17 protein-coding genes, 1 tRNA gene and 1 pseudogene are annotated in these 23984 nt (G+C 70.8%); 13 read left to right on the forward strand and 6 right to left on the reverse strand.

The annotated features are described in order from the left end of the window. The first annotated feature begins 157 nt into the window (after window positions 1-157). The 7 genes from ACQEVS_RS07905 to ACQEVS_RS07935 all read left to right on the forward strand — a co-directional run bounded on the left by ACQEVS_RS07905 (window position 158) and on the right by ACQEVS_RS07935 (window position 9359). Entirely contained in the window at window positions 158-2452 is a 2295-nt protein-coding gene (locus ACQEVS_RS07905) for an FdhF/YdeP family oxidoreductase (protein ID WP_433017134.1), read from the forward strand. Window positions 2453-2563: 111 nt separating this feature from the next. Next, window positions 2564-3031: a PaaI family thioesterase gene (locus ACQEVS_RS07910; protein WP_433017137.1), complete on the forward strand. Its 468-nt coding sequence runs from the start codon at window positions 2564-2566 to the stop codon at window positions 3029-3031. Window positions 3032-3327: 296 nt separating this feature from the next. Continuing rightward, window positions 3328-4551, forward strand: a complete 1224-nt coding sequence (locus ACQEVS_RS07915) for a branched-chain amino acid ABC transporter substrate-binding protein (RefSeq protein WP_433027353.1) — start codon at window positions 3328-3330, stop codon at window positions 4549-4551. A gap of 200 nt (window positions 4552-4751) precedes the next feature. Beyond that, complete coding sequence (locus ACQEVS_RS07920; RefSeq protein ID WP_433017140.1) at window positions 4752-5681, forward strand: branched-chain amino acid ABC transporter permease; 930 nt, start codon at window positions 4752-4754, stop codon at window positions 5679-5681. Window positions 5682-5686: 5 nt separating this feature from the next. Then, window positions 5687-7645: a branched-chain amino acid ABC transporter permease gene (locus ACQEVS_RS07925; RefSeq protein WP_433027356.1), complete on the forward strand. Its 1959-nt coding sequence runs from the start codon at window positions 5687-5689 to the stop codon at window positions 7643-7645. A 5-nt stretch (window positions 7646-7650) separates the two neighbouring features. Continuing rightward, on the forward strand, window positions 7651-8646 hold the full coding sequence (locus tag ACQEVS_RS07930; protein ID WP_433027359.1) for an ABC transporter ATP-binding protein: 996 nt from the start codon (window positions 7651-7653) through the stop codon (window positions 8644-8646). Further along, entirely contained in the window at window positions 8643-9359 is a 717-nt protein-coding gene (locus ACQEVS_RS07935; protein WP_433017143.1) for an ABC transporter ATP-binding protein, read from the forward strand. Before ACQEVS_RS07930 ends, ACQEVS_RS07935 begins: the two co-directional genes overlap by 4 nt. Window positions 9360-9437: 78 nt before the next feature. Here the strand turns inward: ACQEVS_RS07935 and ACQEVS_RS07940 are convergent, their stop codons facing one another. Then, on the reverse strand, window positions 9438-10097 hold the full coding sequence (locus ACQEVS_RS07940) for an ANTAR domain-containing response regulator (protein WP_185943688.1): 660 nt from the start codon (window positions 10095-10097) through the stop codon (window positions 9438-9440). Window positions 10098-10186: 89 nt separating this feature from the next. Here ACQEVS_RS07940 and ACQEVS_RS07945 point away from each other — a divergent pair. Then, window positions 10187-10270: transfer RNA gene (locus ACQEVS_RS07945), tRNA-Leu, on the forward strand. A gap of 86 nt (window positions 10271-10356) precedes the next feature. Continuing rightward, complete coding sequence (locus ACQEVS_RS07950; protein WP_433017147.1) at window positions 10357-11145, forward strand: helix-turn-helix domain-containing protein; 789 nt, start codon at window positions 10357-10359, stop codon at window positions 11143-11145. Between the two features lie 15 nt (window positions 11146-11160). Here the strand turns inward: ACQEVS_RS07950 and pyk are convergent. Together pyk and ACQEVS_RS07960 are read right to left on the reverse strand one after the other, a co-directional pair. Continuing rightward, window positions 11161-12596: pseudogene (pyk, locus tag ACQEVS_RS07955) on the reverse strand (pyruvate kinase). Window positions 12597-12751: 155 nt separating this feature from the next. Beyond that, window positions 12752-13444, reverse strand: a complete 693-nt coding sequence (locus tag ACQEVS_RS07960) for an SIMPL domain-containing protein (RefSeq protein WP_433017150.1) — start codon at window positions 13442-13444, stop codon at window positions 12752-12754. 222 nt (window positions 13445-13666) lie between these two features. Between ACQEVS_RS07960 and ACQEVS_RS07965 the strand changes: the two genes are divergently transcribed. Continuing rightward, window positions 13667-15499 carry a bifunctional metallophosphatase/5'-nucleotidase gene (locus ACQEVS_RS07965; RefSeq protein WP_433027362.1) on the forward strand — a complete coding sequence of 611 codons (1833 nt, stop codon included), beginning with the start codon at window positions 13667-13669 and terminating at the stop codon, window positions 15497-15499. Here ACQEVS_RS07965 and ACQEVS_RS07970 read toward each other — a convergent pair. Beyond that, window positions 15455-16885 (reverse strand): lysine N(6)-hydroxylase/L-ornithine N(5)-oxygenase family protein, encoded by a 1431-nt coding sequence (locus ACQEVS_RS07970; protein WP_433017153.1) that lies wholly within the window; start codon window positions 16883-16885, stop codon window positions 15455-15457. The two genes, ACQEVS_RS07965 and ACQEVS_RS07970, sit on opposite strands and share 45 nt — an antisense overlap. 251 nt (window positions 16886-17136) lie before the next feature. On the opposite strand from ACQEVS_RS07970, the gene ACQEVS_RS07975 reads away from it, so the two are divergent. Continuing rightward, entirely contained in the window at window positions 17137-17691 is a 555-nt protein-coding gene (locus tag ACQEVS_RS07975) for a F0F1 ATP synthase subunit B (protein WP_433017156.1), read from the forward strand. Between the two features lie 107 nt (window positions 17692-17798). Here ACQEVS_RS07975 and pepN read toward each other — a convergent pair whose 3' ends face one another. Next, complete coding sequence (pepN, locus tag ACQEVS_RS07980; RefSeq protein WP_433017159.1) at window positions 17799-20315, reverse strand: aminopeptidase N; 2517 nt, start codon at window positions 20313-20315, stop codon at window positions 17799-17801. A 219-nt stretch (window positions 20316-20534) separates the two neighbouring features. Continuing rightward, window positions 20535-20921 (reverse strand): chorismate mutase, encoded by a 387-nt coding sequence (locus ACQEVS_RS07985; RefSeq protein ID WP_433017162.1) that lies wholly within the window; start codon window positions 20919-20921, stop codon window positions 20535-20537. Window positions 20922-21292: 371 nt separating this feature from the next. On the opposite strand from ACQEVS_RS07985, the gene ACQEVS_RS07990 reads away from it, so the two are divergent. Then, window positions 21293-23047 (forward strand): glycoside hydrolase family 35 protein, encoded by a 1755-nt coding sequence (locus ACQEVS_RS07990; protein ID WP_433017165.1) that lies wholly within the window; start codon window positions 21293-21295, stop codon window positions 23045-23047. Window positions 23048-23598: 551 nt separating this feature from the next. Beyond that, on the forward strand, window positions 23599-23973 hold the full coding sequence (locus tag ACQEVS_RS07995) for a VOC family protein (RefSeq protein ID WP_433017168.1): 375 nt from the start codon (window positions 23599-23601) through the stop codon (window positions 23971-23973). The last annotated feature ends 11 nt before the right edge of the window (window positions 23974-23984 follow it).

A 23984-nucleotide genomic window follows, 5' to 3' on the forward strand; every position in this document is an offset into this window, starting at 1 on the left:
CGGACGGTGATTTCGATGCCTTTGCTGCCACGCCCCCGATCCTGCCACGACCCACTGACAATCCCCGCCACACCGCCGCCCCGACTGTCCGACCCCCGTGACAGGATCGTCACCGGCAGCACTCCACGCGACCGCCTCACCGCCCAGGGGGAACGACATGGCAGGCAAACCACCGGCAGGCGACCCCGTCCAGGACGCCCCCGAGGTCACCGAGCCGCAGCACGCCGCGGCGGGTCTCACCGCCATCGGGCACTCGCTGCGCGCCGCCCAGCGGCAGATGGGCGTCCGGCGCACCGCGCTCACCCTGCTCAGGGTCAACCAGAAGGACGGCTTCGACTGCCCGGGCTGCGCCTGGCCGGAGCCGGACAAGCGGCACACCGCGGAGTTCTGCGAGAACGGCGCCAAGGCCGTCGCCGAGGAGGCCACGCTCCGGCGGATCACCCCCGCCTTCTTCGCCGCCCACTCGGTCGCGGACCTCGCCGGCCGGAGCGGTTACTGGCTCGGCCAGCAGGGCCGCCTCACCCGTCCCATGTACCTCGCGGAGGGCGCGGACCACTACGAGCCGGTGAGCTGGGAGCGGGCCTTCGGCATCATCGCCGACGAGCTGCGGGCCCTGGAGTCGCCCGACGAGGCCGTCTTCTACACCTCCGGGCGCACCAGCAACGAGGCCGCGTTCCTCTACCAGTTGTTCGCCCGCGAGTTCGGCACCAACAACCTGCCCGACTGCTCGAACATGTGCCACGAGTCGTCCGGCTCGGCCCTCACCGACACCCTCGGTGTCGGCAAGGGCAGCGTCCTGCTGGAGGACCTCTACAAGGCCGACCTGATCATCGTCGCCGGGCAGAACCCGGGCACCAACCACCCCCGGATGCTCTCCGCCCTGGAGAAGGCCAAGCGTGGCGGCACGAAGATCATGACCGTCAACCCGCTGCCCGAGGCGGGCCTCGAACGGTTCAAGAACCCGCAGAACGCGCGCGGCCTCGCCGGCTCCGGCACCCCCCTCACCGACCTCTTCCTCAAGATCCGGCTCGGCGGCGACCAGGCCCTCTTCCGCCTCCTCAACCGGCTGGTCCTGGAGACCGAGGGCGCCGTCGACGAGGGCTTCGTCCGCGAGCACACCCACGGCTACGAGGAGTTCGCCGCCCTCGCCCGCACCGCCGACTGGGACGAGACCCTCCGCGCCACCGGGCTGGCCCGGGAGGAGATCCTGACGGCCCTGCGCATGATCCTCGCCTCCGAACGCACCGTCGTCTGCTGGGCCATGGGCCTCACCCAGCACAAGCACGCGGTCGTCACCATCAAGGAGGTCGTCAACCTCCTGCTGCTGCGCGGCGCGATCGGCCGTCCCGGCGCCGGCGTCTGCCCCGTCCGCGGCCACAGCAACGTCCAGGGCGACCGCACCATGGGCATCTTCGAACGCCCCGCCCCCGCCTTCCTCGACGCCTTGGAGAAGGAGTTCGGCTTCGCCCCACCGCGCGAGCACGGCCTCGACGTGGTCCGCGCGATCCGGGCGCTCCGCGACGGCCGGGCCAAGGTCTTCCTCGCCATGGGCGGCAACTTCGTCTCCGCCACCCCCGACACCGACGTCACCGAAACGGCCGTCCGCCGCGCCCGCCTCACGGTCCACGTCTCCACCAAGCTCAACCGCTCGCATGTGATCACCGGGGCGCGAGCCCTCATCCTGCCCACCCTCGGCCGCACCGAACGCGACCGGCAGCGCGGCGGCGACCAGTTCGTCACCGTCGAGGACTCCATGGGCATGGTCCACGCCTCCCGCGGCCGGCTCGACCCCGCGAGCCCCCACCTGCTCTCCGAGCCCGCCATCGTCTGCCGCCTGGCCCGCGCCGTCCTCGGCACCGCCTCCACCACGCCCTGGGAGCGCTTCGAGGAGGACTACGGCGCCATCCGCGACCGCATCGCCCGCGTGATCCCCGGCTTCGAGGACTTCAACGCCCGCGTCGCCCGCCCCGGCGGCTTCACCCTCCCCCACGCGCCCCGCGACTCCCGCACCTTCCCCACCACCACCGGGAAGGCCAACTTCACCGCGGCGCCCGTCGAGTTCCCGCACGTCCCGGAAGGTCGCCTGCTCCTCCAGACCATCCGCTCCCACGACCAGTACAACACCACCATCTACGGCCTCGACGACCGCTACCGCGGCATCAAGAACGGCCGCCGCGTCGTCCTCCTCCACCCCGACGACGCCCGCGACCACGGGCTCGCCGACGGCGCGTACACCGACCTCGTCGGCGAGTGGACGGACGGCACCGAACGGCGCGCCCCCGGCTTCCGCGTCGTCCACTACCCGACGGCACGGGGCTGCGCCGCCGCCTACTACCCCGAGACCAACGTCCTGGTGCCGCTGGACCACACCGCGGACCAGAGCAACACCCCCGCGAGCAAGTCCGTCATCATCCGACTCGAACCCACCGAGCGCCCCGAGAGCACCACCTGATAACAAACGTCTGCGCATGACTTCAGGCACCACGAGTACCTGAAGCCACCTGAAGTACCTGAAGTCACGCGCACCTCACGTACGCCACGAGCACCAGGGGAGCCGAGAAGCATGGGCGAACAGAGCCGGACCGTCTTTCCGCAGGAGATCCTCGACGCCTGGGCCGGCAGCGGCCTGGACCTGCCCGCCCTCTTCTCGGCGGGCCACCTCGGCGAGCGCATGGGCGTCCGCGTCGTCGAGGCGTCCCCCGACCGCGTCGTCGGCACCATGCCGGTCGAGGGCAATACCCAGCCGTACGGGCTGCTCCACGGCGGCGCCTCCGCCGTGCTCGCCGAGACGCTCGGCTCCGTCGGCGCCATGCTGCACGGCGGCCCCACACGGATCGCCGTCGGCGTCGACCTCAACTGCACCCACCACCGCGGCGTCCGCTCCGGCCTCGTCACCGGCGTCGCCACCCCGGTGCACCGCGGACGCACCAGCGCCACGTACGAGATCGCCGTCAGCGACGAGCAGGGCAAGCGCGTCTGCTCCGCCCGCCTCACCTGCGTCATCCGAGACAACCCGCAGGCATCGGCCTGACAACTCCCGGGCCGTGGCGGGCAGTTGCCGCCTCCAAGGCCACCGGGTGAACCTCCCGGCGGCGGGGCGGGATCCGTCGATGCGGAATGTGATCTGCGTCATAACAAGACAGTCACATCCTGGACGGCACCTCTGCCCCGCCCGGTCGCCCTGCCCTTACAGTCACGGCCATCCACCACCCCGCCGGGCGGTTACGCGCACGTTCCCTCCTCCGTCCTTGCCCGGCGAGCGACACGGCACCGCACCACAGCCAAGCCGCCGCGCCAGGGAAAGGACTCACCGTGCGACACCGTCCCGTGCTCCTGCTCACCACCGCACTCACCGCCGGGGCCCTGGCCCTGAGCGCCTGCGGCTCCCGAGACGACGACAAAGGGGGCGACAACGGCAACAAGGGAGGCAGGAAGACCACCGTGGTGATCGGCCTCGACGCCCCCCTGACCGGCGACCTCTCCGCCCTGGGCCAGGGCATCAAGAACTCCGCCCACCTCGCTGTCACCAACGCCAACAAAAGCAACGACGTACCCGGTGTCACCTTCGAATTGTCCGCGCTGGACGACCAGGCCCAGCCCACCTCCGGACAGCAGAACGCCACCAAACTCGCCGGGGACAAGAAGGTCGTCGGCATCGTCGGTCCGCTGAACTCCAGCGTCGCCCAGTCCATGCAGCAGGTGGCCCAGTCCAACACCGTGGCCCTCATATCCCCGGCCAACACCACGCCCGACCTCACCCAGGGCAAGGACTGGAAACAGGACCGGAGAAAGCGGCAGTTCAGCACCTACTTCCGCACCGCCACCACCGACGAGATCCAAGGCGCCTTCGGCGGGAAATACGCCCACGACCAGATCAAGGCCAAGACCGCCTACGTCATCGACGACCAGAAGACCTACGGCGTCGGTCTCGCGGCCGCCTTCTCCACCCAGTTCACCGCACTCGGCGGAAAGATCGCCGGCACCGAGCACGTCAATCCCGAGGACCGCGACTTCAAGGCCATCGTCTCCAAGGCCAAGAGCTCCGGAGCCGACCTCGTCTTCTACGGCGGCGAGTACCCCGCCGCCGCACCCCTGAGCCAGCAGCTCAAGGAGAGCGGCGTCAACGCCCCCCTCATGGGCGGCGACGGCATGTACAGCGCCGACTACATCAAACTCAACAAGAAATCCGCCGGCGACTACGCCACCTCAGTCGGCAAACCCGTCGAAGAACTCGACTCCGCCAAGAAGTTCATCGCCGACTACAAAGCCGCGGGCTACAAGGACCGCTACGAGGCATACGGCGGCTCCACCTACGACGCCACCTGGGCCATCATCCAGGCCGTCAAGGCCGTCGTCGCCGACAACGGCGGCAAACTCCCCGACGGCGCCCGCGCCAAGGTCGTCGAGGCCCTCGACAAGGTCAAGTTCGACGGCGTCACCGGAACCGTCTCCTTCGACAAGTACGGCGACACCACCAACACCATGATCACCGCCTACCAGGTCGAGGGGAACACCTGGAAGGCGCGCCACAGCGCCGAGTTCAAGCGCTGACCGGCCCGTACCAGCCGGCCGGACCGCTTCCGCCGAAACGATTCCCCCGGCCCTCCCCGCCCTCGCCGTGCGGACCCACTACCCCGGCGCGGACCCACCGGCCCGTGCGGACCCACCGGCCCGCGCCGGCCGCCCGCGGCCCCTTGCCCCGCACGTCCCCGCACATCCCCCGCACGTTCTCATCCCACGGAGGCCCGGCGGTGCACGAACTGCCGCAACAGCTGGCCAACGGACTCATCCTCGGCGCGATGTACGGCCTCATCGCGATCGGCTACACGATGGTCTACGGCATCGTCCAGCTCATCAACTTCGCCCACGGCGAGATCTTCATGGTCGGCGGCTTCGGCGCCCTCACCGTCCACCTCGCCCTCCCCGACGGCACCGCGCTCCTCCTGGCCCTCCCCCTCATGATCCTCGGCGGCATCGCCGCCGCCGTCGCCATCGCCGTGGCCGCCGAACGCTTCGCCTACCGGCCCCTGCGCAACGCCCCGCGCCTCGCCCCGCTCATCACCGCCATCGGCCTCTCCATCGCCCTCCAGCAGGCCGTCTGGAAGTGGTACCCCGACGCCAAGAAGGCCAGGGTGTTCCCCCAGTTCAAGGGCGAGTCCTTCAAGATCCTCGGCGCCACGGTGCAGCGCGGCGAGGTCTTCCTGCTGATCGCCGCCCCGCTGTGCATGCTCGCCCTGGGCCTCTTCGTCGCCAGGACCCGCACCGGCCGCGGCATGCAGGCCACCGCCCAGGACCCCGACACCGCCAAGCTCATGGGCATCAACACCGACCGCATCATCGTCATCGCCTTCGCCATCGGCGCCACCTTCGCCGCCGTCGCCGCCGTCGCCCACGGCCTCAAATACGGACAGGTGGACTTCCGCATGGGCTTCATCACCGGCCTCAAGGCCTTCACCGCGGCCGTCCTCGGCGGCATCGGCAACATCTACGGCGCCATGCTGGGCGGCGTCGTCCTCGGCGTCGCGGAAGCCCTCGCCACCGGCTACATCGAGGAGATCCCCGGCATGTCCCAGTTCGGCGGCGGCTCCTGGAAGGACGTCTGGGCCTTCGTCCTCCTCATCCTCGTCCTGCTGCTCAGGCCCCAGGGCCTGCTCGGCGAACGCGTCGCGGATCGGGCGTGACGGCCATGCCCCTCGACCGCCACCCCGCCGGAGGACGACCGTCCGCCACGGCCCCGGGCGCCACGACGCCGACACCCGCCACGATCCCGCTGCCCCCGGCGGCCGCCCGCCTGCTCACGGGCGCGGGAGCAGCCCTCGCGCTCGTCTCCACCTTCCTCGCCTGGACGTGGACCACCTCGTTCCCCGGCAACCTCACCGTCACCGGCTATCCCGGCGGTCTCCAGAACATCACCCTGGCCGGTGCCGCCCTCACCCTGCTGTACGTCCTGGCCGGCTACGGCATCCGCGGACTCCGCTGGCTCGCTCCCTCGGGCACCACTGCCCCCACTCTGCTCCTGGCCCTCGGCACCTTCGCCGCCACCTGGTACACGCTCGGCGCCATCACCACCGACCTCGGCGGCCTCGTCAACCTCGAACCCGGCGGCTTCCTCGCCGGCGGCGCGACCCTCGCCGCCGTCCTCGGCGCCCTCGCCCTGCCCCCGGCGCGGCCCTACCCGGCCGACGTGGAGGGCATGGAGGGGGCCGAAAGCGCCGACGGCGCAGACGGCGGGGATGGCGGCGACGGCGGCGACGGCGGGGGCGGCAGGGGCGGCAGGGGCGGCAGGGGCGACAGGGGCGGCAGGGATCACGGAACCGACACCGACCGCCCGGAGAACACCACCCCCACCAACCCCTGGCACCGCTTCCGCCACACCCTCACCCCCGGCCGTACCCCCGCCCCCACCCCGCTCCCCACCTGGGCCGAACTCCTCCTCATCGCCGCCGCGTTCGCCCTCGGCCTCGGCCTCTTCACCTACGGCATCGAAGCCGAGTACGGCGAACTCTTCGTCGGCTACCTCCTGCTCGCCGGCTCCGGACTCGCCGCCCTCGGCCGCTCCGGTCTCACCGCCCGCCTCAGCACCCTCACGGCCCGGCACCGCACCATCACCCTCACCGCCGCCTTCATCGCCGCCGCGGTCTTCCCCCTCACCCTCACCAGCGACACCTACACCAACCTGGCCACCAGCATCCTCATCTTCGCCACCGTCGCCCTCGGCCTCAACGTCGTCGTCGGCCTCGCCGGCCTCCTCGACCTCGGCTACGTCGCGTTCCTCGGCGTCGGCGCCTACACCGCGGCCCTCGTCTCCGGCTCCCCCGAATCCGCCGCCGGCGTCCACTTCCCGTTCTGGGCGGCCGTCCTCACCGGCATCGGCACCTCCCTCGTCTTCGGCGTCCTCATCGGTGCCCCCACCCTCCGCCTCCGCGGCGACTACCTCGCCATCGTCACCCTCGGCTTCGGCGAGATCTTCCGCATCACCATGCTCAACCTCAACGGGAAGACCGGCCCCGACATCACCAACGGCGCCATGGGCATCCCCAACATCCCCGATCTCGCCGTCGGCGGCTTCGACTTCGGCGACACCCATGACCTCTTCGGCACCCCCATCGGCCGCTTCGGCAACTACTACCTCCTCATGCTCCTCGCCACCATCGCCGTCGTCCTCGTCTTCCGCCGCGCCGCCGCCTCCCGCATCGGCCGCGCCTGGATCGCCATCCGCGAGGACGAGACCGCCGCCACCGCCATGGGGATCAACGCCTTCCGCCTCAAACTCCTCGCCTTCGCCCTCGGCGCCGCGCTCGCCGGCCTCGCCGGCACCGTCCAGGCCCACGTCATCACCACCGCCACCCCGGACCAGTACCAGTTCGCGGGGACCGTCCCGCCCAACTCCGCCTTCCTCCTCGCCGCCGTCATCCTCGGCGGCATGGGCACCATCACCGGCCCCCTCGTCGGCGCCGCCCTCCTCTACCTCATCCCGAACAAAATGGACTTCATGCAGGACTACCAACTCCTGCTCTTCGGAGTCGCCCTCGTCCTCCTGATGCGCTTCCGCCCCGAGGGCCTCGTCGCCGACCGCCGGAAACAGCTCGAATTCCACGACGACGCCGCCCCCGACACCGCGACCCTCACCCGAGCGGAGGCGTGACCACCATGCCGCCCACGGCCCACGACACCACCGCTGCCACCAGCGCCGCCCCCGTCCTCACCGCCACCGGCGTCACCATGCGCTTCGGCGGCCTCACCGCCGTACGTTCCGTTGACCTCACCGTGCACGACCGGCAGATCGTCGGGCTCATCGGCCCCAACGGCGCCGGAAAAACCACCTTCTTCAACTGCCTCACGGGCCTCTACGTCCCCACCCAAGGCACCGTCGTCTACCGCGACACCGTCCTCCCCGCCAAACCCCACCTCGTCACCCAGGCGGGCATCGCCCGCACCTTCCAGAACATCCGCCTCTTCCCCAGCATGACCGTCCTGGAGAACGTCCTCGTCGGCCGCCACACCCGCACCCAAGAGGGCCTCATTTCCGCCCTCCTCCGCAGCCCCCGCTTCCACCGCGCGGAACGCGCCTCCCACCAACGCGCCCGCGAACTCCTGGAATTCACCGGCCTCGCCGACAAGGCCGACCACCTCGCCCGCAACCTCCCCTACGGGGAACAACGCAGGCTCGAGATCGCCCGCGCCCTCGCCAGCGACCCCGGCCTGCTCCTTCTCGACGAACCCACCGCCGGCATGAACCCCCAGGAGACCCGCGCCGCCGAACGCCTCGTCCTCGCCATCCGCGACCAGGGCATCGCCGTCCTCGTCATCGAGCACGACATGCGCTTCATCTTCAGCCTCTGCGACCACGTCGCTGTCCTCGTCCAGGGCCGGAAGCTCGTCGAGGGCACCCCGCGCACCGTCCAGAGCGACGACCGCGTCATCGCCGCCTACCTCGGCACCCCCTTCGAGGGCGCCCCGGGACAGGACGAGGCCGCCGAGGTCGAGGCGGCGGAAGCGGCCCGAGCGGCGGAAGCGGCGGCCACCGCGGCGGCCCTGGCGGCAAGCGCTCAGGCGGAGGCGGCGGCCCGGACGAAAGCAGCCCCACCGGCGCCCCCGGACGACACCACACCCCGCACCCACCCCGAGGAGAACGACCCCCGATGACGGCCCTCCTCGAAGTCCGCGGCCTCCGCGTCGCCTACGGCAAGATCGAAGCCGTCAAGGGCATCTCCTTCACCGTCCGCGCCGGAGAGATCGTCACCCTCATCGGCACCAACGGCGCCGGAAAAACCACCACGCTCCGCACCCTCTCCGGCCTCCTCCACCCCACGGCCGGCAGCATCCGCTTCGACGGGAAACCCCTCACCCGAGTCCCCGCCCACCGCATCGTCGCCCTCGGCCTCGCCCACTCCCCCGAAGGCCGCCACATCTTCCCCCGCCTCACCATCGCCGAGAACCTCCAGCTCGGCGCCTTCCTCCGCAAGGACACCACCGCCATCGCCCACGACATCGAGCGTGCCTACAGCCTCTTCCCCATCCTCGGCGAACGCGCCCGCCAGCCCGCCGGCACCCTCTCCGGCGGCGAACAGCAGATGCTCGCCATGGCCCGCGCCCTGATGTCCCGCCCCAAACTCCTCATGCTCGACGAACCCTCCATGGGCCTCTCCCCGATCATGATGCAGAAGATCATGACCACCATCGCCGAACTCAAGGCCGACGGCACGACGATCCTGCTCGTCGAACAGAACGCCCAAGCGGCCCTCACCCTCGCCGACCACGGCCACGTCATGGAAACCGGCCGCATCGTCCTCTCCGGCACCGGCACGGAACTCCTCGGCGACACGTCCGTACGCAAGGCGTACCTCGGCGAGGACTGACCGGAACCCAAGCCCCGAGCAGCACGAAGGGCCCGCGTCCAAACCCGGACACGGACCCCACGCCCAACTCACCAGCCGCTACTGCGACTGCTGCTCCTTAGCCGCCTTCTTCTCCCGGGCGTCCTCGATGACGGCCTCCGCCACCTGCTGCATCGACATCCGGCGGTCCATCGACGTCTTCTGGATCCACCGGAACGCCGCCGGCTCCGTCAGCCCGTACTGCGTCTGCAGAACACTCTTCGCGCGGTCCACCAGCTTGCGCGTCTCCAGCCGCTGGGAGAGGTCCGCGACCTCCTTCTCCAACGCCTTCAGCTCCGTGAACCGCGACACGGCCATCTCGATCGCCGGCACCACGTCGCTCTTGCTGAACGGCTTCACCAGGTACGCCATGGCCCCGGCGTCCCGCGCCCGCTCCACGAGCTCGCGCTGCGAGAACGCGGTGAGCATCAGCACGGGCGCGATCGACTCGGCCGCGATCCGCTCGGCCGCGGAGATCCCGTCGAGCACGGGCATCTTCACGTCCAGGATCACCAGATCCGGCCGGTGCTCCCGCGCCAGCGCGACCGCCGTCTCCCCGTCGCCCGCCTCGCCCACGACGGAATAGCCCTCTTCCTCGAGCATCTCCTTGAGATCGAGGCGGATCAGGGCCTCGTCCTCGGCGATCACGACACGGGTGGTGTGCGGAGGGGTGTGCTGCGGCTCGTCGTCGACGGGCGGCTGGGGCTCGGCGGCGCTCACGGGTCTCCTCGGTCAAGCAGGTGATGTGTATGAGCCTACCTAGTAGGGACCCTCGATGCTCACACGGTATGCTGCTCACAGCCTGTCCGGCCGGGTTGGCGCAACTGGTTGACGCGGAGGTCTCAAACACCTCTGTCCGCGAGGACATGTGGGTTCGAATCCCATACCCGGCACTTAACGGTAAAAGCGGATGTTCACCTTCTCGTGAACTTCACCCGCCTCCACCCCATGCTCACATTTCGTAACGCACTGTAATGGCATGGAGTTTCATGGCAGCGCAGTGCGACAGAAGGCTCTCGATCTTCTCCGCTCCGGAGTGTCCAACGCCGACGTAGCACGAAGACTCGGCGTTCCCATCGGCACGGTCAGCTACTGGCTGCACGTCGACCGCTCAAGACGCGGGGAGTGCCCGGGCCGCCCCGACCCCGAGTGCCCTCGATGCCACGGTCGTGCGCTGGACGAGGCGGCGTATTCCTACCTGCTTGGCCTCTACCTGGGCGACGGACACATCATCCAGTACTCCCAGCACCGAGTGCCGAGCTTGATGATCACCTGCGCCGAGGACTGGCCCGGTCTCATGAACGCGTGCGAAGCGGCCATGCAAGCCGTGCTGCCCGACAACAAGGTCTGCCGCGTCAGGCGGACCGGCTGCCGCAAGGTGAAGATCTACTCGAAGCACCTGTGGTGCCTGTTCCCCCAGCACGGGGCGGGGAAGAAACACGAGCGCCGAATCGCACTCGAACCTTGGCAGCAACGGATCGTCGATGACCACCCTTGGGAGTTCGTACGCGGGCTCATCCACTCCGACGGCTGCCGCATCACGAACTGGACCACCAGAGTCGTCCAGGGAGTGAGTAAACGTTACGAGTATCCCCGCTACTTCTTCGCCAACAAGTCCGACGACATCCGGCAGCTCTTCTGCGACACCCTCGACAAGGTCGGTGTCGCATGGAAGGTCGTCCGGCGCGGCCCCGACCCGTTCAACATCTCGGTCGCCCGCCGCGACTCCGTCGCCCTCATGGACGCCCACATCGGCCCGAAACACTGATCTCGCAGGCCCCGCCTACCCCTTCGGCCCGTCGTCCTCCCCGATGTGGTGCACCCGTACGAGGTTGGTCGTGCCGGGAGTGCCGGGCGGGGAGCCGGCCGTGATGATGACCATGTCGCCCTTGCGGCAGCGGCCGATGCGGAGCAGGTATTCGTCGACCTGGCTGACCATCTCGTCGGTGGTCTGCACCATGGGCCCGAGGAAGGTCTCGACGCCCCAGGTGAGGTTGAGTTGGGAGCGGGTGGCGGGTTCGGGGGTGAAGGCGAGGAGGGGGATGGGTGAGCGGTAGCGGGAGAGGCGGCGGACGGTGTCGCCGGACTGGGTGAAGGCGACGAGGAACTTGGCGCCGAGGAAGTCGCCCATCTCGGCGGCGGCGCGGGCGACGGCGCCGCCCTGGGTGCGGGGCTTGCTGCGCTCGGTGAGCGGGGGAGTCCCTGGGCGAGGATGTCCTCTTCGGCCGCCTGGAGGATGCGGCTCATGGTGCGGACGGTCTCGACGGGGTATTTGCCGACGCTGGTCTCACCGGAGAGCATCACGGCGTCGGTGCCGTCGATGACGGCGTTGGCGACGTCGGACGCCTCGGCGCGGGTGGGGCGGGATGCGTCGATCATGGAGTCGAGCATCTGGGTGGCGACGATGACGGGTTTGGCATTGCGCTTGGCCAGTTTGATGGCGCGCTTCTGCACGATCGGGACCGTTTCGAGCGGCATCTCGACGCCGAGGTCGCCGCGCGCGACCATGATGCCGTCGAAGGCGGCGACGATGCCGTCGAGGTTCTCGACCGCCTGCGGCTTCTCGATCTTCGCGAGGACGGGGAGGCGCCGTCCTTCCTCGTCCATGACGCGGTGGACGTCGTCGATGTCCCGTGCGCTGCGGACGAAGGAGAGGGCGACGATGTCGGCGCCGGTGGTGATGGCCCAGCGGAGGTCTTCGATGTCCTTCGCGGAGAGGGCGGGGACGGAGACGGCGACACCGGGAAGGTTGAGGCCCTTGTGGTCGGAGACCATGCCGCCCTCAAGGACGACGGTGTGGACGCGCGGTCCGTTGACTTCGGTGACCTCGAGGGTGACGCGGCCGTCGTCGACGAGGATGCGTTCGCCGCGGGTGACGTCGGCGGCGAGGCCGTCGTAGGTGGTGCCGCAGCGGTGGCGGTCGCCGAGGACGTCCTCGACGGTGATGGTGAAGGTGTCGCCGCGTTCAAGGAGTACGGGGCCTTCGAGGAAGCGGCCGAGGCGGATCTTCGGGCCTTGAAGGTCGGCGAGGACGCCGACGTTGCGGCCGGTCTCCTCGGCGGCCTTCCGCACCCGTTCGTACCGCGCCTCGTGGTCGGCGTGGGTGCCATGGCTCAGGTTGAAGCGGGCGACGTCCATGCCGGCTTCGACGAGGGCCTTGATCTGCTCGTACGAGTCGGTGGCAGGCCCCAGGGTGCAGACGATTTTCGCTCGGCGCATGGCACGACCTTATGACCTACCGGCGGGTAGAGAATCTGCCGGACACGGCCGCCCAAAGGCCGTTGGGTAAAGGTCTGTTGACAACTAGTGAAACGTGCGCGGGGGCGCTCCGATGAGCGGCGGGAGGTCCCCTCGGCACCCCCGCGCGCACCGGTTCACAGGATCGGCGGGGTCATGGTCAACCGTGCGTTGACATGGGCGTAGACGCTCTGGCGCTGGGGTTCGAGGTCGAGGGCGGGTGGGGCGGAGCCGGCGTAGCCGGCGCTGCGGAGTATGGCGGGGCGGGCGGGCGGTGCGGCGGGGGCGGGGTGTTCGGCGCCGGTGTCGGCGAGTTCGACGAGGGCGATGAGGCGGGAGCCGAGTGCCTCGGCGTATTCGCGGGCGCGTTGGACGGCGTCGTGGACGGCTTGGCGGCGGGCTTCGCGGTGGGCGGGTGAGTTGGCGCGGAGGGCCCACCAGGGTCCGTCGATGCGGGTGAGTTCGAGGTCGGAGAGGCGGGTGGTGAGTTCGCCGAGGATGGTGAAGTCGCTGAGGGTGGCGGTGATGTGGACGTGGCCGCGGTAGGCGCGGATGCGTTCGTGGCGGCCTTTGTCGTTGAGTTGGGGGGTGATGGTGATGGCGCCGGTCTCGATTTTCTCGACTGCGTCGCCGTGGGTTTTGAGGAGTTCGATGATGTGGTTGTTGCGGCGGGTGAGGTCGTCCAGGGCTTTGTGGCGGTCGGTGCCGCGGGCGCTGATGGTGATTCCGAGGCGGGCGATTTCGGGGTCGACTTCGAGGTGGGCTTCGCCGCGGACGGCGACGCGTGGGGTGTCGGGGGTTCCGTAGGGCAACGGCTCGGTTGCGGTCATGGGGCTAGCGTCCCAGTCCGTGTTCGTCGGCGGGACTGTCCGGAGTCATCGGATCGCAACCTTGCAAGGGTGTTGCCATGGTGCCTGTGGGGGCCAGAATCTACGCGCGTTGTACCGGGGGTTCGTGGTGTTGCGGCCGTCCGGTGCCGTTGCAGGACGCGGCCGGCTCTCGGCCGGCCGCGGTGAGATCGTCAGGTGACAGGTAAAGGGATGGGGAATTCGATGCCGCTCAACCGCAGGCGCTTCCTGGGGCGTACGGCCGCTACGGGGGCGGGGGTGGCCCTGACCGGGGCGGTGGGCGCCGCGTCGGCGGCGGCCGACGGGCAGCCGCTCATGGGGCAGGGGGCGCACGGGGGCCGCGGGCACGGCAGGACGAAGCGGTACGCGTTCACCGTCATGGGCACCACGGATCTGCACGGGAACGTCTTCAACTGGGACTACTTCACCGATGCGGAGTTCGACGACAAGGCGCACAACGATGTGGGCCTGGCGAAGATCTCGACGCTGGTGAAGCAGGTCCGCAAGGAGAAGGGGCGGCGGAACACGCTGCTCATCGACGCGGGCGACACGATCCAGGGGACGCAGCTGGCGTACTACTACGCGCGGGTGGAGCCGATCACCAAGGCGCACGGCCCGGTGCATCCGATGGCGCTGGCGATGAACTCCATGGGGTACGACGCGGCGGCCCTGGGGAATCACGAGTTCAATTACGGCATTCCGGTGCTGCGGAAGTTCGAGCAGCAGTGCCACTTCCCGTTGCTGGGGGCGAACGCGCTGGACGCGAAGACGATGCGGCCGGCGTTCCGGCCGTATGTCATCAAGCGGATGCGGACGCCGCACGGGCGTGATGTGCGAGTGGCGGTGCTGGGTCTGACGAATCCGGGGATCGCGATCTGGGACAAGGCGAATGTGCAGGGGAAGATGGTTTTCCCCGGCCTGGAGGAGCAGGCGGCGAAGTGGGTGCCGCGGCTGCGGTCGATGGGTGCGGACGTCGTGATCGTGGCGGCGCATTCGGGGACGAGCGGTACGTCGTCCTACGGTGACGCGCTGCCTTATGTGGAGAACGCGGCGGCGTTGGTGGCGGAGCGGGTGCCGGGGATCGACGCGATTCTGGTGGGGCACGCGCATGTGGAGGTGCCGGAGTACCGGGTGGTGAACAAGGAAACGGGTCGGCCGGTGGTGCTGTCCGAGCCGTTGAAGTGGGGGCAGCGGCTGACGCTGTTCGACTTCGATCTGGTGTGGGAGCGGGGCCGCTGGCAGGTCACGTCGGTGTCGCCGAAGGTGCTGAACTCGAACACGGCCGAGGAGGACGCGACGGTCACCGCTCTGGTACGGGGGCAGCACCGGAAGGTGGTGGCCTATGTGAACCAGCGGATCGGGACGTCGACGGCGGCGATGGACGCGGCGGAGGCGCCGTACCGGGACACGCCGATCATCGATTTCATCAACCATGTGCAGGCGGAGACGGTGCGTGCGGCGTTGAAGGGTACGGCGTACGCGTCGCTGCCGGTGCTGTCGCAGGCGTCGTGTTTCTCGCGGACGGCGGCGGTTCCGGCGGGCCCGGTGTCGGTCCGCCAGGTGGCGGGGCTGTATCCGTTCGAGAACACGCTGGAGGCGCGGGTGCTGACCGGCGCGCAGCTGCGGGAGTATCTGGAGTTCTCGGCGCGGTATTACGTGCGGACGCCGGCGGGGGCGCCGGTGGATCCGGCGAAGCTCACGAACGCGGAGAGCATTCCGGATTACAACTACGACGTGGTGAGTGGTCTCTCCTACGAGATCGACATCGCGAAGGCGCCGGGTGCGCGGATCGGGAAGCTGCTGTTCGACGGGAAGCCGCTGGACGATTCCGCGCAGTTCGTGCTGGCGGTGAACAACTACCGGGCGAGCGGTGGCGGTAATTTCCCGCATGTGGCGCGGGCTAAGCAGGTGTGGGCGAATTCGGAGGAGATCCGTAACACGATCATCGGCTGGGTGAAGGCCCAGAAGGTGATCGATGTGGCGAAGTTCGCGTCAGTGGACTGGAAGTTGACGCGGGATGGTGTGCCGCTTTTCTGAGGCGGACGCGGTGTGGGGCCGTGGTGTGGGCCGCGGCTCCAGGCCGAAGGTGGTGAAGGCGGTGCGGTGCGGCAGGGCGTAGTGGGTGGTGCCGGTGATGGCGTTGAGGATGGTGGCGCTGCGCCAGGCGGCGAGGCCGAGGTCCGAGCTGCCGATGCCGTGGGTGTGGGTTTCGGCGTTCTGGACGTGGACGGCGCCCTTGACCAGGGGGTCGAGGACGAGGCGGTGCTGTGCGTCGATGCGGGGCCGGCCGCCGGAGTCGCGGCGGATGTAGGGGTCGAGGGCGGCGAGGAGGCGGTCGACGCGGCGTTCGCGGTAGCCGGTGGCGAGGATGACGGCGTCGGTGGTGAGGCGTGAGCGGGTGCCTTGCTGGTGGTGTTCGAGGTGGAGCTCGACGCGGGTGGTGCCGACGCGTCCGGCGGTGCGGACGAAGACGCCCGGGGTGAGGGTGGTGTCGGGCCAGCCGCCGTGGAGGCTGCGGCGGTAGAGCTCGTCGTGGATGGCGGTGATGGTGGCGGGGTCGATGCCCTGCTGGAGTTGCCACTGCTGGGGCAGGGCCTGGTCGCGGACGGGTTCGGGGAGGGCGTGGAAGTACTGGCCGTAGTCGGGGGTGAAGTGTTCGCGGCCGAGCCGGCTGGTCTCGGTGGGGGCGAAGGCGGGGGTGCGGGCGAGCCAGTGGAGCTTCTCGCGGCCGACGGGGCGGTGGCGGAGCAGGTCGAGGAAGATCTCGGCGCCCGACTGTCCGGAGCCGATGACGGTGACGTGGTCGGCGGCGAGGAGGTCGGCGCGGTGGTCAAGGTAGTCGGCGGAGTGGTGGACGGGGACGCCGTGGGCCTCGACGAGGGGGCGGAGGGGTTCGGGGATGTCGGGGGTGGTGCCGATGCCGAGGACGACGTTGCGGGCGTAGGTGCGGCCCAGGGCTTCGGCTTCGCCGTCGCGGTCGAGTTGGGTGTAGTCGATCTCGAAGAGGACGCGTTCGGGGTTCCAGCGGACGGCGTCGATGTGGTGGCCGAAGTGGAGGCCGGTGAGGTTCTCGCTGACCCAGCGGCAGTAGGCGTCGTATTCGGCGCGTGTGATGTGGAAGCGCTCGGCGAAGTAGAAGGGGTAGAGGCGTTCGCGGGTCTTGAGGTAGTTGAGGAAGGTCCAGGGGCTGGTGGGGTCGGCGAGGGTCACGAGGTCGGCGAGGAAGGGGACCTGGATGCGGCTGCCGTCGATGAGCAGTCCGGGGTGCCAGCGGAACGTGTGATTCTCGTCATAGAAGGCCGCGTGGAGGCCGGACAGCGGGTGGGCGAGGGCGGCCAGGGAGAGGTTGAAGGGGCCGATGCCGATGCCCGCGAAGTCGAGGGGCGCGTCGGGGGTGTGGTCGGAGCTCGGGGAGTTGCTCATGCGGGGGTGCGGCCTTCCCGTGGGCGGCGGCGAACACAGCCGGACAAGTCGTTTATGCCCTTTTTGTTCGATGCTTCAGGACCGCTTCAAGCTACCGGCTGCACCTGCGGCGTGACGCCTTGTGGGGGATGTTTCCCCCGATGGTGGTACCGTCCGCGCGCGGGCGGGGAGTTGGGGGTCGCGCACGGCAAAGGGGCGCGGGACGGGGTGCGGGGCGCGCCCCGGGGGCGGCTTCGACTACCCTGCACCTCATGGCCATGATGAACCTCGCTCTCGACATCGGACCGCTGAAGCCGGACGTTGCTCCGCTCGTCCTCGGTCTGGTGCTGTTTTTCCTCGTCTTCGCGGTGATCGCGAAGGGGATCCTGCCCCGGATCAACAAGGTCCTCACCGAGCGTGAGCAGGCCACGGAGGGCCGCTTCGGCGAGGCGGAGGAGACGCGCGCCGAGGCGGAGCGGGTCCACGCCGAGTACCAGGCGCTGCTGGCCGAGGCCCGGCACGAGGCCGCGCGGCTGCGCCAGGAGTCGGTCGAGCAGGGCAACGCGATCATCGCCGAGCTGCGGGCCGAGGGCCAGCGCCAGCGCGACGAGATCATCTCCGCCGGTCACGCGATGATCGACGCCGAGCGCACGATGGCCGAGGCGCAGCTGCGCGAGCAGGTCGGCGCGCTGGCCACCGAGCTGGCGGGTCGCATCGTCGGCGAGTCGGTCGAGACGTACGCGCGGGAGAGCGGCATCGTGGACCGCTTCCTGGAGGAGCTCCGCACGGCCGAGCCGGCGGACGCGATCGAGGACAAGCGCGGCTGACGTAGGCAGCGTTTTTCGGGCCTGGCGCCCGCACCCCCGACCGGGGTGCGGGCGCCTTTGTCATGCGGTGGCGGGTTCGGCGGGGGCCGTTGTCAGTGGTGTGGTGTTCACTGTGTGTAGCGAACGGTGAGGGCTCGGCGGAGGTCGTCGAGCCGGTCGCGGAGCTGCCGCCTGAGCGCGGGGGTCGGTTCCGTGCCGCTCAGGCATTCCTCGCCGAGACGCAGGGTGTCGTGGTCGATGTGGGGACGGGGGAATCCATGGTTGCCGGCGGCTTTGGCGAGGGCGGTGCCGCGGCGGGCGGCGAGTGCCGTCGCGTCGGGGTGGTAGCGGTCGCGGTAGGGGCGGGTGAGGTCGAGCTGTTCGGCCTGCCAGAAGCCCTGGGCGGTGGCGGTCCAGAGGTGGGCGGAGAGGCTGTCGTCCTCGTAGAGGGCGTGCCAGGCCGCTTGTTTGGCGGCGGGGTCGGGGAGGGCGGCGCGGCAGCGGGCGGCGCCTTCCCGGCCGGTGGCGCTGGGGTCGGCGGCGAGTTCTGCGTCGATGGTGTCGGGGGTGACGGCGCCGAGGACGGCGAGGCGGGTGAGGACGCGCCAGCGGAGTTCGGGGTCGAGGGCGGGTCCGCCGGGGACGGTGCCGGTGCGGAGCCAGTCGTGGAGGGCGGTGTCCGCGGTGGCGCTGTCGACGAGGGTGCGGACGGCGGCGAGGCGGGGGCCGGGGTCGGTGCTCTGCTCGGTGCGGCGCAGGAGGTCCTGGCAGGTGTCGCGGAGGGTGGCGAGGGCGTCGTCGCGGTGGCCGGCGGGGAGGTAGACGTCGGCGATCTGGTCGCGGGCGAAGGTGAGGACGCCTTCGACGACGGCGTTGTCGGTCTCGTGCGGCAGGTGGTCGCGGGTGGCCCGCAGGTAGGCGGCGGGGGCCAGCAGGCCGTCGCGGACCTGGTCGCGGAGGGAGTTCCAGAGGACCGCGCGGCTGAGGGGGTCGGGCAGGCCGGAGAGGGCGCCGAGGGCGGTGTCGTGGGAGGCGGGGTCGAGGCGGATCTTGGCGTAGCCGAGGTCGCCGTCGTTGAGGAGGACGAGGGCGGGCCGGGGGCCGGTGCCGGTGAGGGCGGGGCCGGGGGTACCGGGGAGGTCGATCTCCGTGCGGGCGCGGGCGGTGAGGCGCCGGGGGTCGTCGGGGTCGGGGTCGTAGAGGCCGACGGCGATGCGGTGGGGGCGGGTGCCCTCGTGGTCGACGGTGAGCTCCCAGCCGCCGTCGGTGGTGGCGATCCGGGGGGTGAGGTTGTCGACGCCGGTGGTGCGGAGCCAGCGGGCGGCCCAGGTGTGGACGTCGCGTTCGGTGGCGCCGGCGAGGGAGTCGAGGAAGTCGGCGAGGGTGGCGTTGCCGAAGCGGTGCCGGGTGAAGTGGGCGTTGATGCCGGCGAGGAAGTCCTTCTCACCGAGCCAGGCGACGAGTTGGCGCAGGGCGGAGGCGCCCTTGGCGTAGGAGATGCCGTCGAAGTTGAGGAGGGCGGCGGCGGTGTCGTGGACGGCGCCGGGCTCGGGGGCGACGGGGTGGGTGGTCTCGCGCTGGTCGGCGGCGTAGCCCCACGCCTTGCGGCTGATGCCGAACTCGGTCCAGGTGCCCGTGAGATGGGTGGCGTCGGCGAGGACCTGGTAGCCCATGTACTCGGCGAAGGACTCGTTGAGCCAGATGTCGTCCCACCAGCGCAGGGTCACGAGGTCGCCGAACCACATGTGGGCCATCTCGTGGGCGATGGTGACGGCGCGGGTCTGCCGCTCGGTGTCGGTGGCGGCGGAGCGGAAGACGTATTCGTCGCGGAGGACGACGAGTCCGGGGTTCTCCATGGCGCCGAAGTTGTATTCGGGGACGAATGCCTGGTCGTAGGAGTCGAAGGGGTAGGGCTCGTCGAAGATCTGGTGGAAGCGGTCGAAGCAGCGGCGGGTGAGGTCGAGGAGTTCCTCGGCGTCGGCGTCCAGGTGCGGGCCGAGGGACCGGCGGCAGTGCAGGGCGAAGGGCAGCCCGGCGTGTTCGGTGCGGACGGTGTGCCAGGGGCCGGCGGCGAAGGCGACGAAATACGTGCTGAGAGGCCGGCCGGCAGGCAGTTTCCAACGGCCTTCGGCGGGCGGTCCGACGCGGGTGGCGACGGTGTTGCCGAGAACCGTCCAGTCGGGTGGCGCGGTGACGGTGGCGGAGAAGACGGCCTTCAGGTCGGGCTGGTCGAAGGCGGCGAAGACGCGCTGGACGTCGTCGAGGAACAGCTGGGTGTAGAGGTAGGTCTCGCCGTCGACGGGGTCGGTGAAGCGGTGCATGCCCTCGCCGGTGCGGGAGTAGCGCATGTCCGCCTCGACGCGGAGTTCGTGGTCGCCGGGGGTGAGCGCGGCGAGGGGAAGCCGATTGTCGTCGAGGGTGGCGGTGTCGAGGGGGCGGCCGTCGAGGGTGGCGCTCAGGAGGGCGGCGGGGCGGACTTCGACGAAGGTGTCACCTGTGGTGCGGGCGTGGAAGCGGATGACCGTGGTGGAGCGGAAGTGCTCTTCGCCGCGGGTGAGATCGAGGTCGATGTCATAGCTGTGGACGTCCAGGAGCCGGGCCCTGGCCTGTGCTTCGTCGCGCGTCAGTACGGTCATGAGGGCCATGCTGCCGCAGCGCCCTGGCGGGGGACGAGGCGTTTCGGGGGCGGACCGGCCCATCGCGGGGGCGGGGTCCGGGCCCGTGGGCGGCCCGGCGGAGGCGCGGGCCGGGGGAGGCGGCGCGGGGGACGGCGGCCACGGCGAAAGCCTCCGGCCCGCCGGTCCCGGCCGGCTGCCGGAGCGCCCCCGGCGCGGACGCCGGGGCTCTCCGGGGGCGGGCGGATGTCAGGCGCGGGCGATGGTCTCGTGGTGCCGGATGACCTCGGCGACGATGAAGTTGAGGAACTTCTCGGCGAACGCCGGATCGAGCTTCGCGTTCTCGGCGAGGAGGCGGAGCCGGGCGATCTGGCGGGCCTCGCGGGCCGGGTCGGCGGGCGGCATCTTGTGCGCGGCCTTGAGGTGGCCGACCTGCTGGGTGCACTTGAAGCGCTCGGCGAGCATATGGATCACCGCCGCGTCGATGTTGTCGATGCTGTCTCGCAGCCGGGAGAGCTCGGCCCGCACGGCGTCGTCGGGCGCGCCCGCTCCGGCCGCGGCGGCGGCCTGGCCCGCATCGCCGGACGGGACGGGACGGTCGGCGCCGGGGCGGTCGGAATTGGTGCTGTCGTTCATATCGACCGACCTTATGCGCAACGGGCGGCCCGTGCCGACTCGATGATCCGGCCGGTGCCGGTGCGGTGGGCCAGGACAAGGCGGGGACAGCGCCTGACGGAAGGGACGGACGGGGCCGGCGACTCGGACGAGGCGGGTGGGATGACCAGGACCGGTGGGACGGGAGGCGGAGCAGGCCGGGCGCCGGGTGCCGGACGGCGGACGGCAGACGGCAGACGGCAGACGGTGCCGCGGCCCGTGCTCCGGCGGTCCGGTGCCCCGGCGGTACGCCCCCGTCGCGCCCCTCGCACCGGTGACGGCGGCCCCCGGTCTGGGTCAGGATGGGCGCGGCCCGGGCCGTTCGGGCGGGCCGTCGGGGCTGGGGGGCTGCTGTGCCGGACTTCACCGTGGCGGAGGACGGGTTCCGGATCGACGGGCGCGAGGTGCGGCTGCTGTCGGGGGCGCTGCACTACTTCCGGGTGCACGAGGGGCACTGGCCGCACCGGCTGGCGATGCTGCGGGCGATGGGCCTCAACTGCGTGGAGACCTACGTCCCGTGGAACCGGCACGAGCCCGTCGAAGGGCGGCTCCACGACGTGGGCGAGCTGGGCCGGTTCCTGGACGCGGCCGAAGCGGCGGGCCTGTACACGATCGTCCGCCCCGGGCCGTACATCTGTGCGGAATGGGAGAACGGGGGGCTGCCGCACTGGCTCACGGGACGGCTGGGGCGCCGGGTGCGGACGAGCGATCCCGGGTTCCTGCGCGCGGTGGACGGCTGGCTGGAAGCGGTGGGCGCCGAGCTCGCCGGGCGGCAGTTCGGCCGGGGCGGCCCGGTCGTGCTGGTGCAGGTGGAGAACGAGTACGGCTCGTACGGCAGCGATCAGCCCTACCTCGAACACCTCGTGGGCAGGCTGCGGGCCTCGGGGGTGGTGGTGCCGCTGGTGACGTCAGACGGCCCGGAGGACCACATGCTCACCGGCGGAACGGTCCCCGGCGCCACGGCGACGGTGAACTTCGGCTCGGGGGCGCGGCAGGCGTTCCTGGTGCTGCGCCGGCACCGGCCGGCCGGGCCGTTGATGTGCATGGAGTTCTGGTGCGGATGGTTCGCCCACTGGGGTGGCGCGCCGGCCGCGCGGGACGCCGGGGAGGCGGCGGAGGCCCTGCGGGAGGTCCTGGAGTGCGGGGCGTCCGTGAACGTCTACATGGCGCACGGCGGGACGAACTTCGGTGGCTGGGCGGGGGCGAACCGGGCCGGCGCGGAGCACCGGGGCGCGCTCCGCCCGACGACGACGTCGTACGACTACGACGCGCCCGTCGACGAGTACGGCCGGCCGACGGCCAAGTTCCACGCCTTCCGCGAGGTGCTGGCCGCCTACGGGGACGGCCCGCCGCCGGAACCGCCGCCCGCTCCCCCGGCGTTGCGGGAGCCGGTGCGCGCGGAGCTCACGCGGTGGGCTCCGCCGGCCGAGGTGGTGGACGCGCTCGGCGGGGCCGCGCGGGAGGCCGTGCTGCCGCCGTCGTTCGAGGAGCTGGGGGTGGACCGGGGGATCGTCCGCTACCGGTTCACGGTCCCGGGGCCGCGCCAGGCGCTGCCCCTGCGGGTGGCCGGGCTGCGGGACCTGGCGGTCGTTTCCGTGGACGGTGTGCGGACGGCCGTGGTCCGCGACGAGGACGGGCTGATCGGGGACGTACCGGGGCCGGCGTCGGTCGAGTTGTGGGTGGAGTCGCTGGGGAGGGTCAACTACGGTCCGCGGCTGGGCGAGCGGAAGGGGCTGACGGGTGGGCTGCTGCACGGGGGGCAGTACGTCCACGGGGTACGGGCGCGGGGGCTGCGGCTCGCGGCGCTCGAGGAGGAGGGCGCGCTCGCGGTGGTGCGGTGGCGGCCGGCCGCCGGAGCCGAGCCGGGCCTCTACCGAGGGGACTTCCGGGTGCCGGGGGCAGGTGACGCGGTGCTCCGACTGCCGGGCTGGGAAAGGGGGTTCGTCTGGGTGAACGGTTTCTGCCTGGGCCGATACTGGTCCGCCGGACCGCAGCACGCTCTCTCGGTGCCGGGGCCGGTGCTGCGGGCGGGGCGAAACGAACTGCTGGTGCTGGAGATGGAACGGGCGGGGACGATGCGGCCGTTGCTGGGGCCGGTTCCGGGGTAGGCGGGACGGCATGACACATCGAGGGAGGACGAACAGGCGAGGGCGGATGGCCCGGCGAGGGCTGATCCATACGGATCCATGCGAGACGCCCTCCGCCGCCGGCGAGCCGGGCCCGCGACGGCCGACGGCCGACGGGTGACCGGCGGTCCGCCCGACGCTTGCCCCACCGGCCTGCCGGCCCATCAGCCGGTCGACCAGCTGACCGGCCAACCGACTGACCGGCAGACCGGCTGATGGGCAGGCAGCCGGAGCGGAAGGCAAACGGAACGGCGGACAGCCGGATCGGAGCCGTACAGCCGTACACACCCCCGTACGCGCCCCCGTGCAAACCTCCGTCCCGCTGATCACCGGCCGATGACGGTGACCAGCGGGACGGGCCCTGTGGAGGTGTTGTTCCCAGATGGTGCGGCGTGAAGCCGTCCGGACCGAACCAACTGGTCGGATGTTCGCCTCAGTACTTCCCTCAAGTCACAGAGGTCACGCCCACCCCAGGACGCACGGTCTGTTCTTGCCCGGTGGACAACCCACCGGAGGTGAAGGAGCATCGCAGCATGATCGCCAAATTGGACTGCACCGTCATCGACTGTCCGGACCCCTCGGCTCTCGCGGCCTTCTACGGGGCGATCCTGGGCTGGAAGGTCGACGCGAGCGACCCCGCCTGGGTGTGGCTGAACGACCCCGAGAGCAGCACCCGCATCGCCTTCCAGAAGGCGGAGGACCACCGTCCGCCGCGCTGGCCGGACCCGGAGCACCCGCAGCAGTTCCACCTGGACTTCTCCGTCGGCACCCGGGACGATCTGGAGCGCGCCCAGCAGGAGGTGACCGGCCTCGGCGCCCGGTTCCTGCACGACAGCGGCGGGACGACGTCGGGCTTCCGAGTCTTCGCCGACCCCGCGGGACACCCGTTCTGCCTCTGCTACGGATAGCCCGCCTGTTA

The sequence above is a fragment of the Streptomyces sp. CA-181903 genome, assembly GCF_050937075.1.
Classification (GTDB): Bacteria; Actinomycetota; Actinomycetes; order Streptomycetales; family Streptomycetaceae; genus Streptomyces.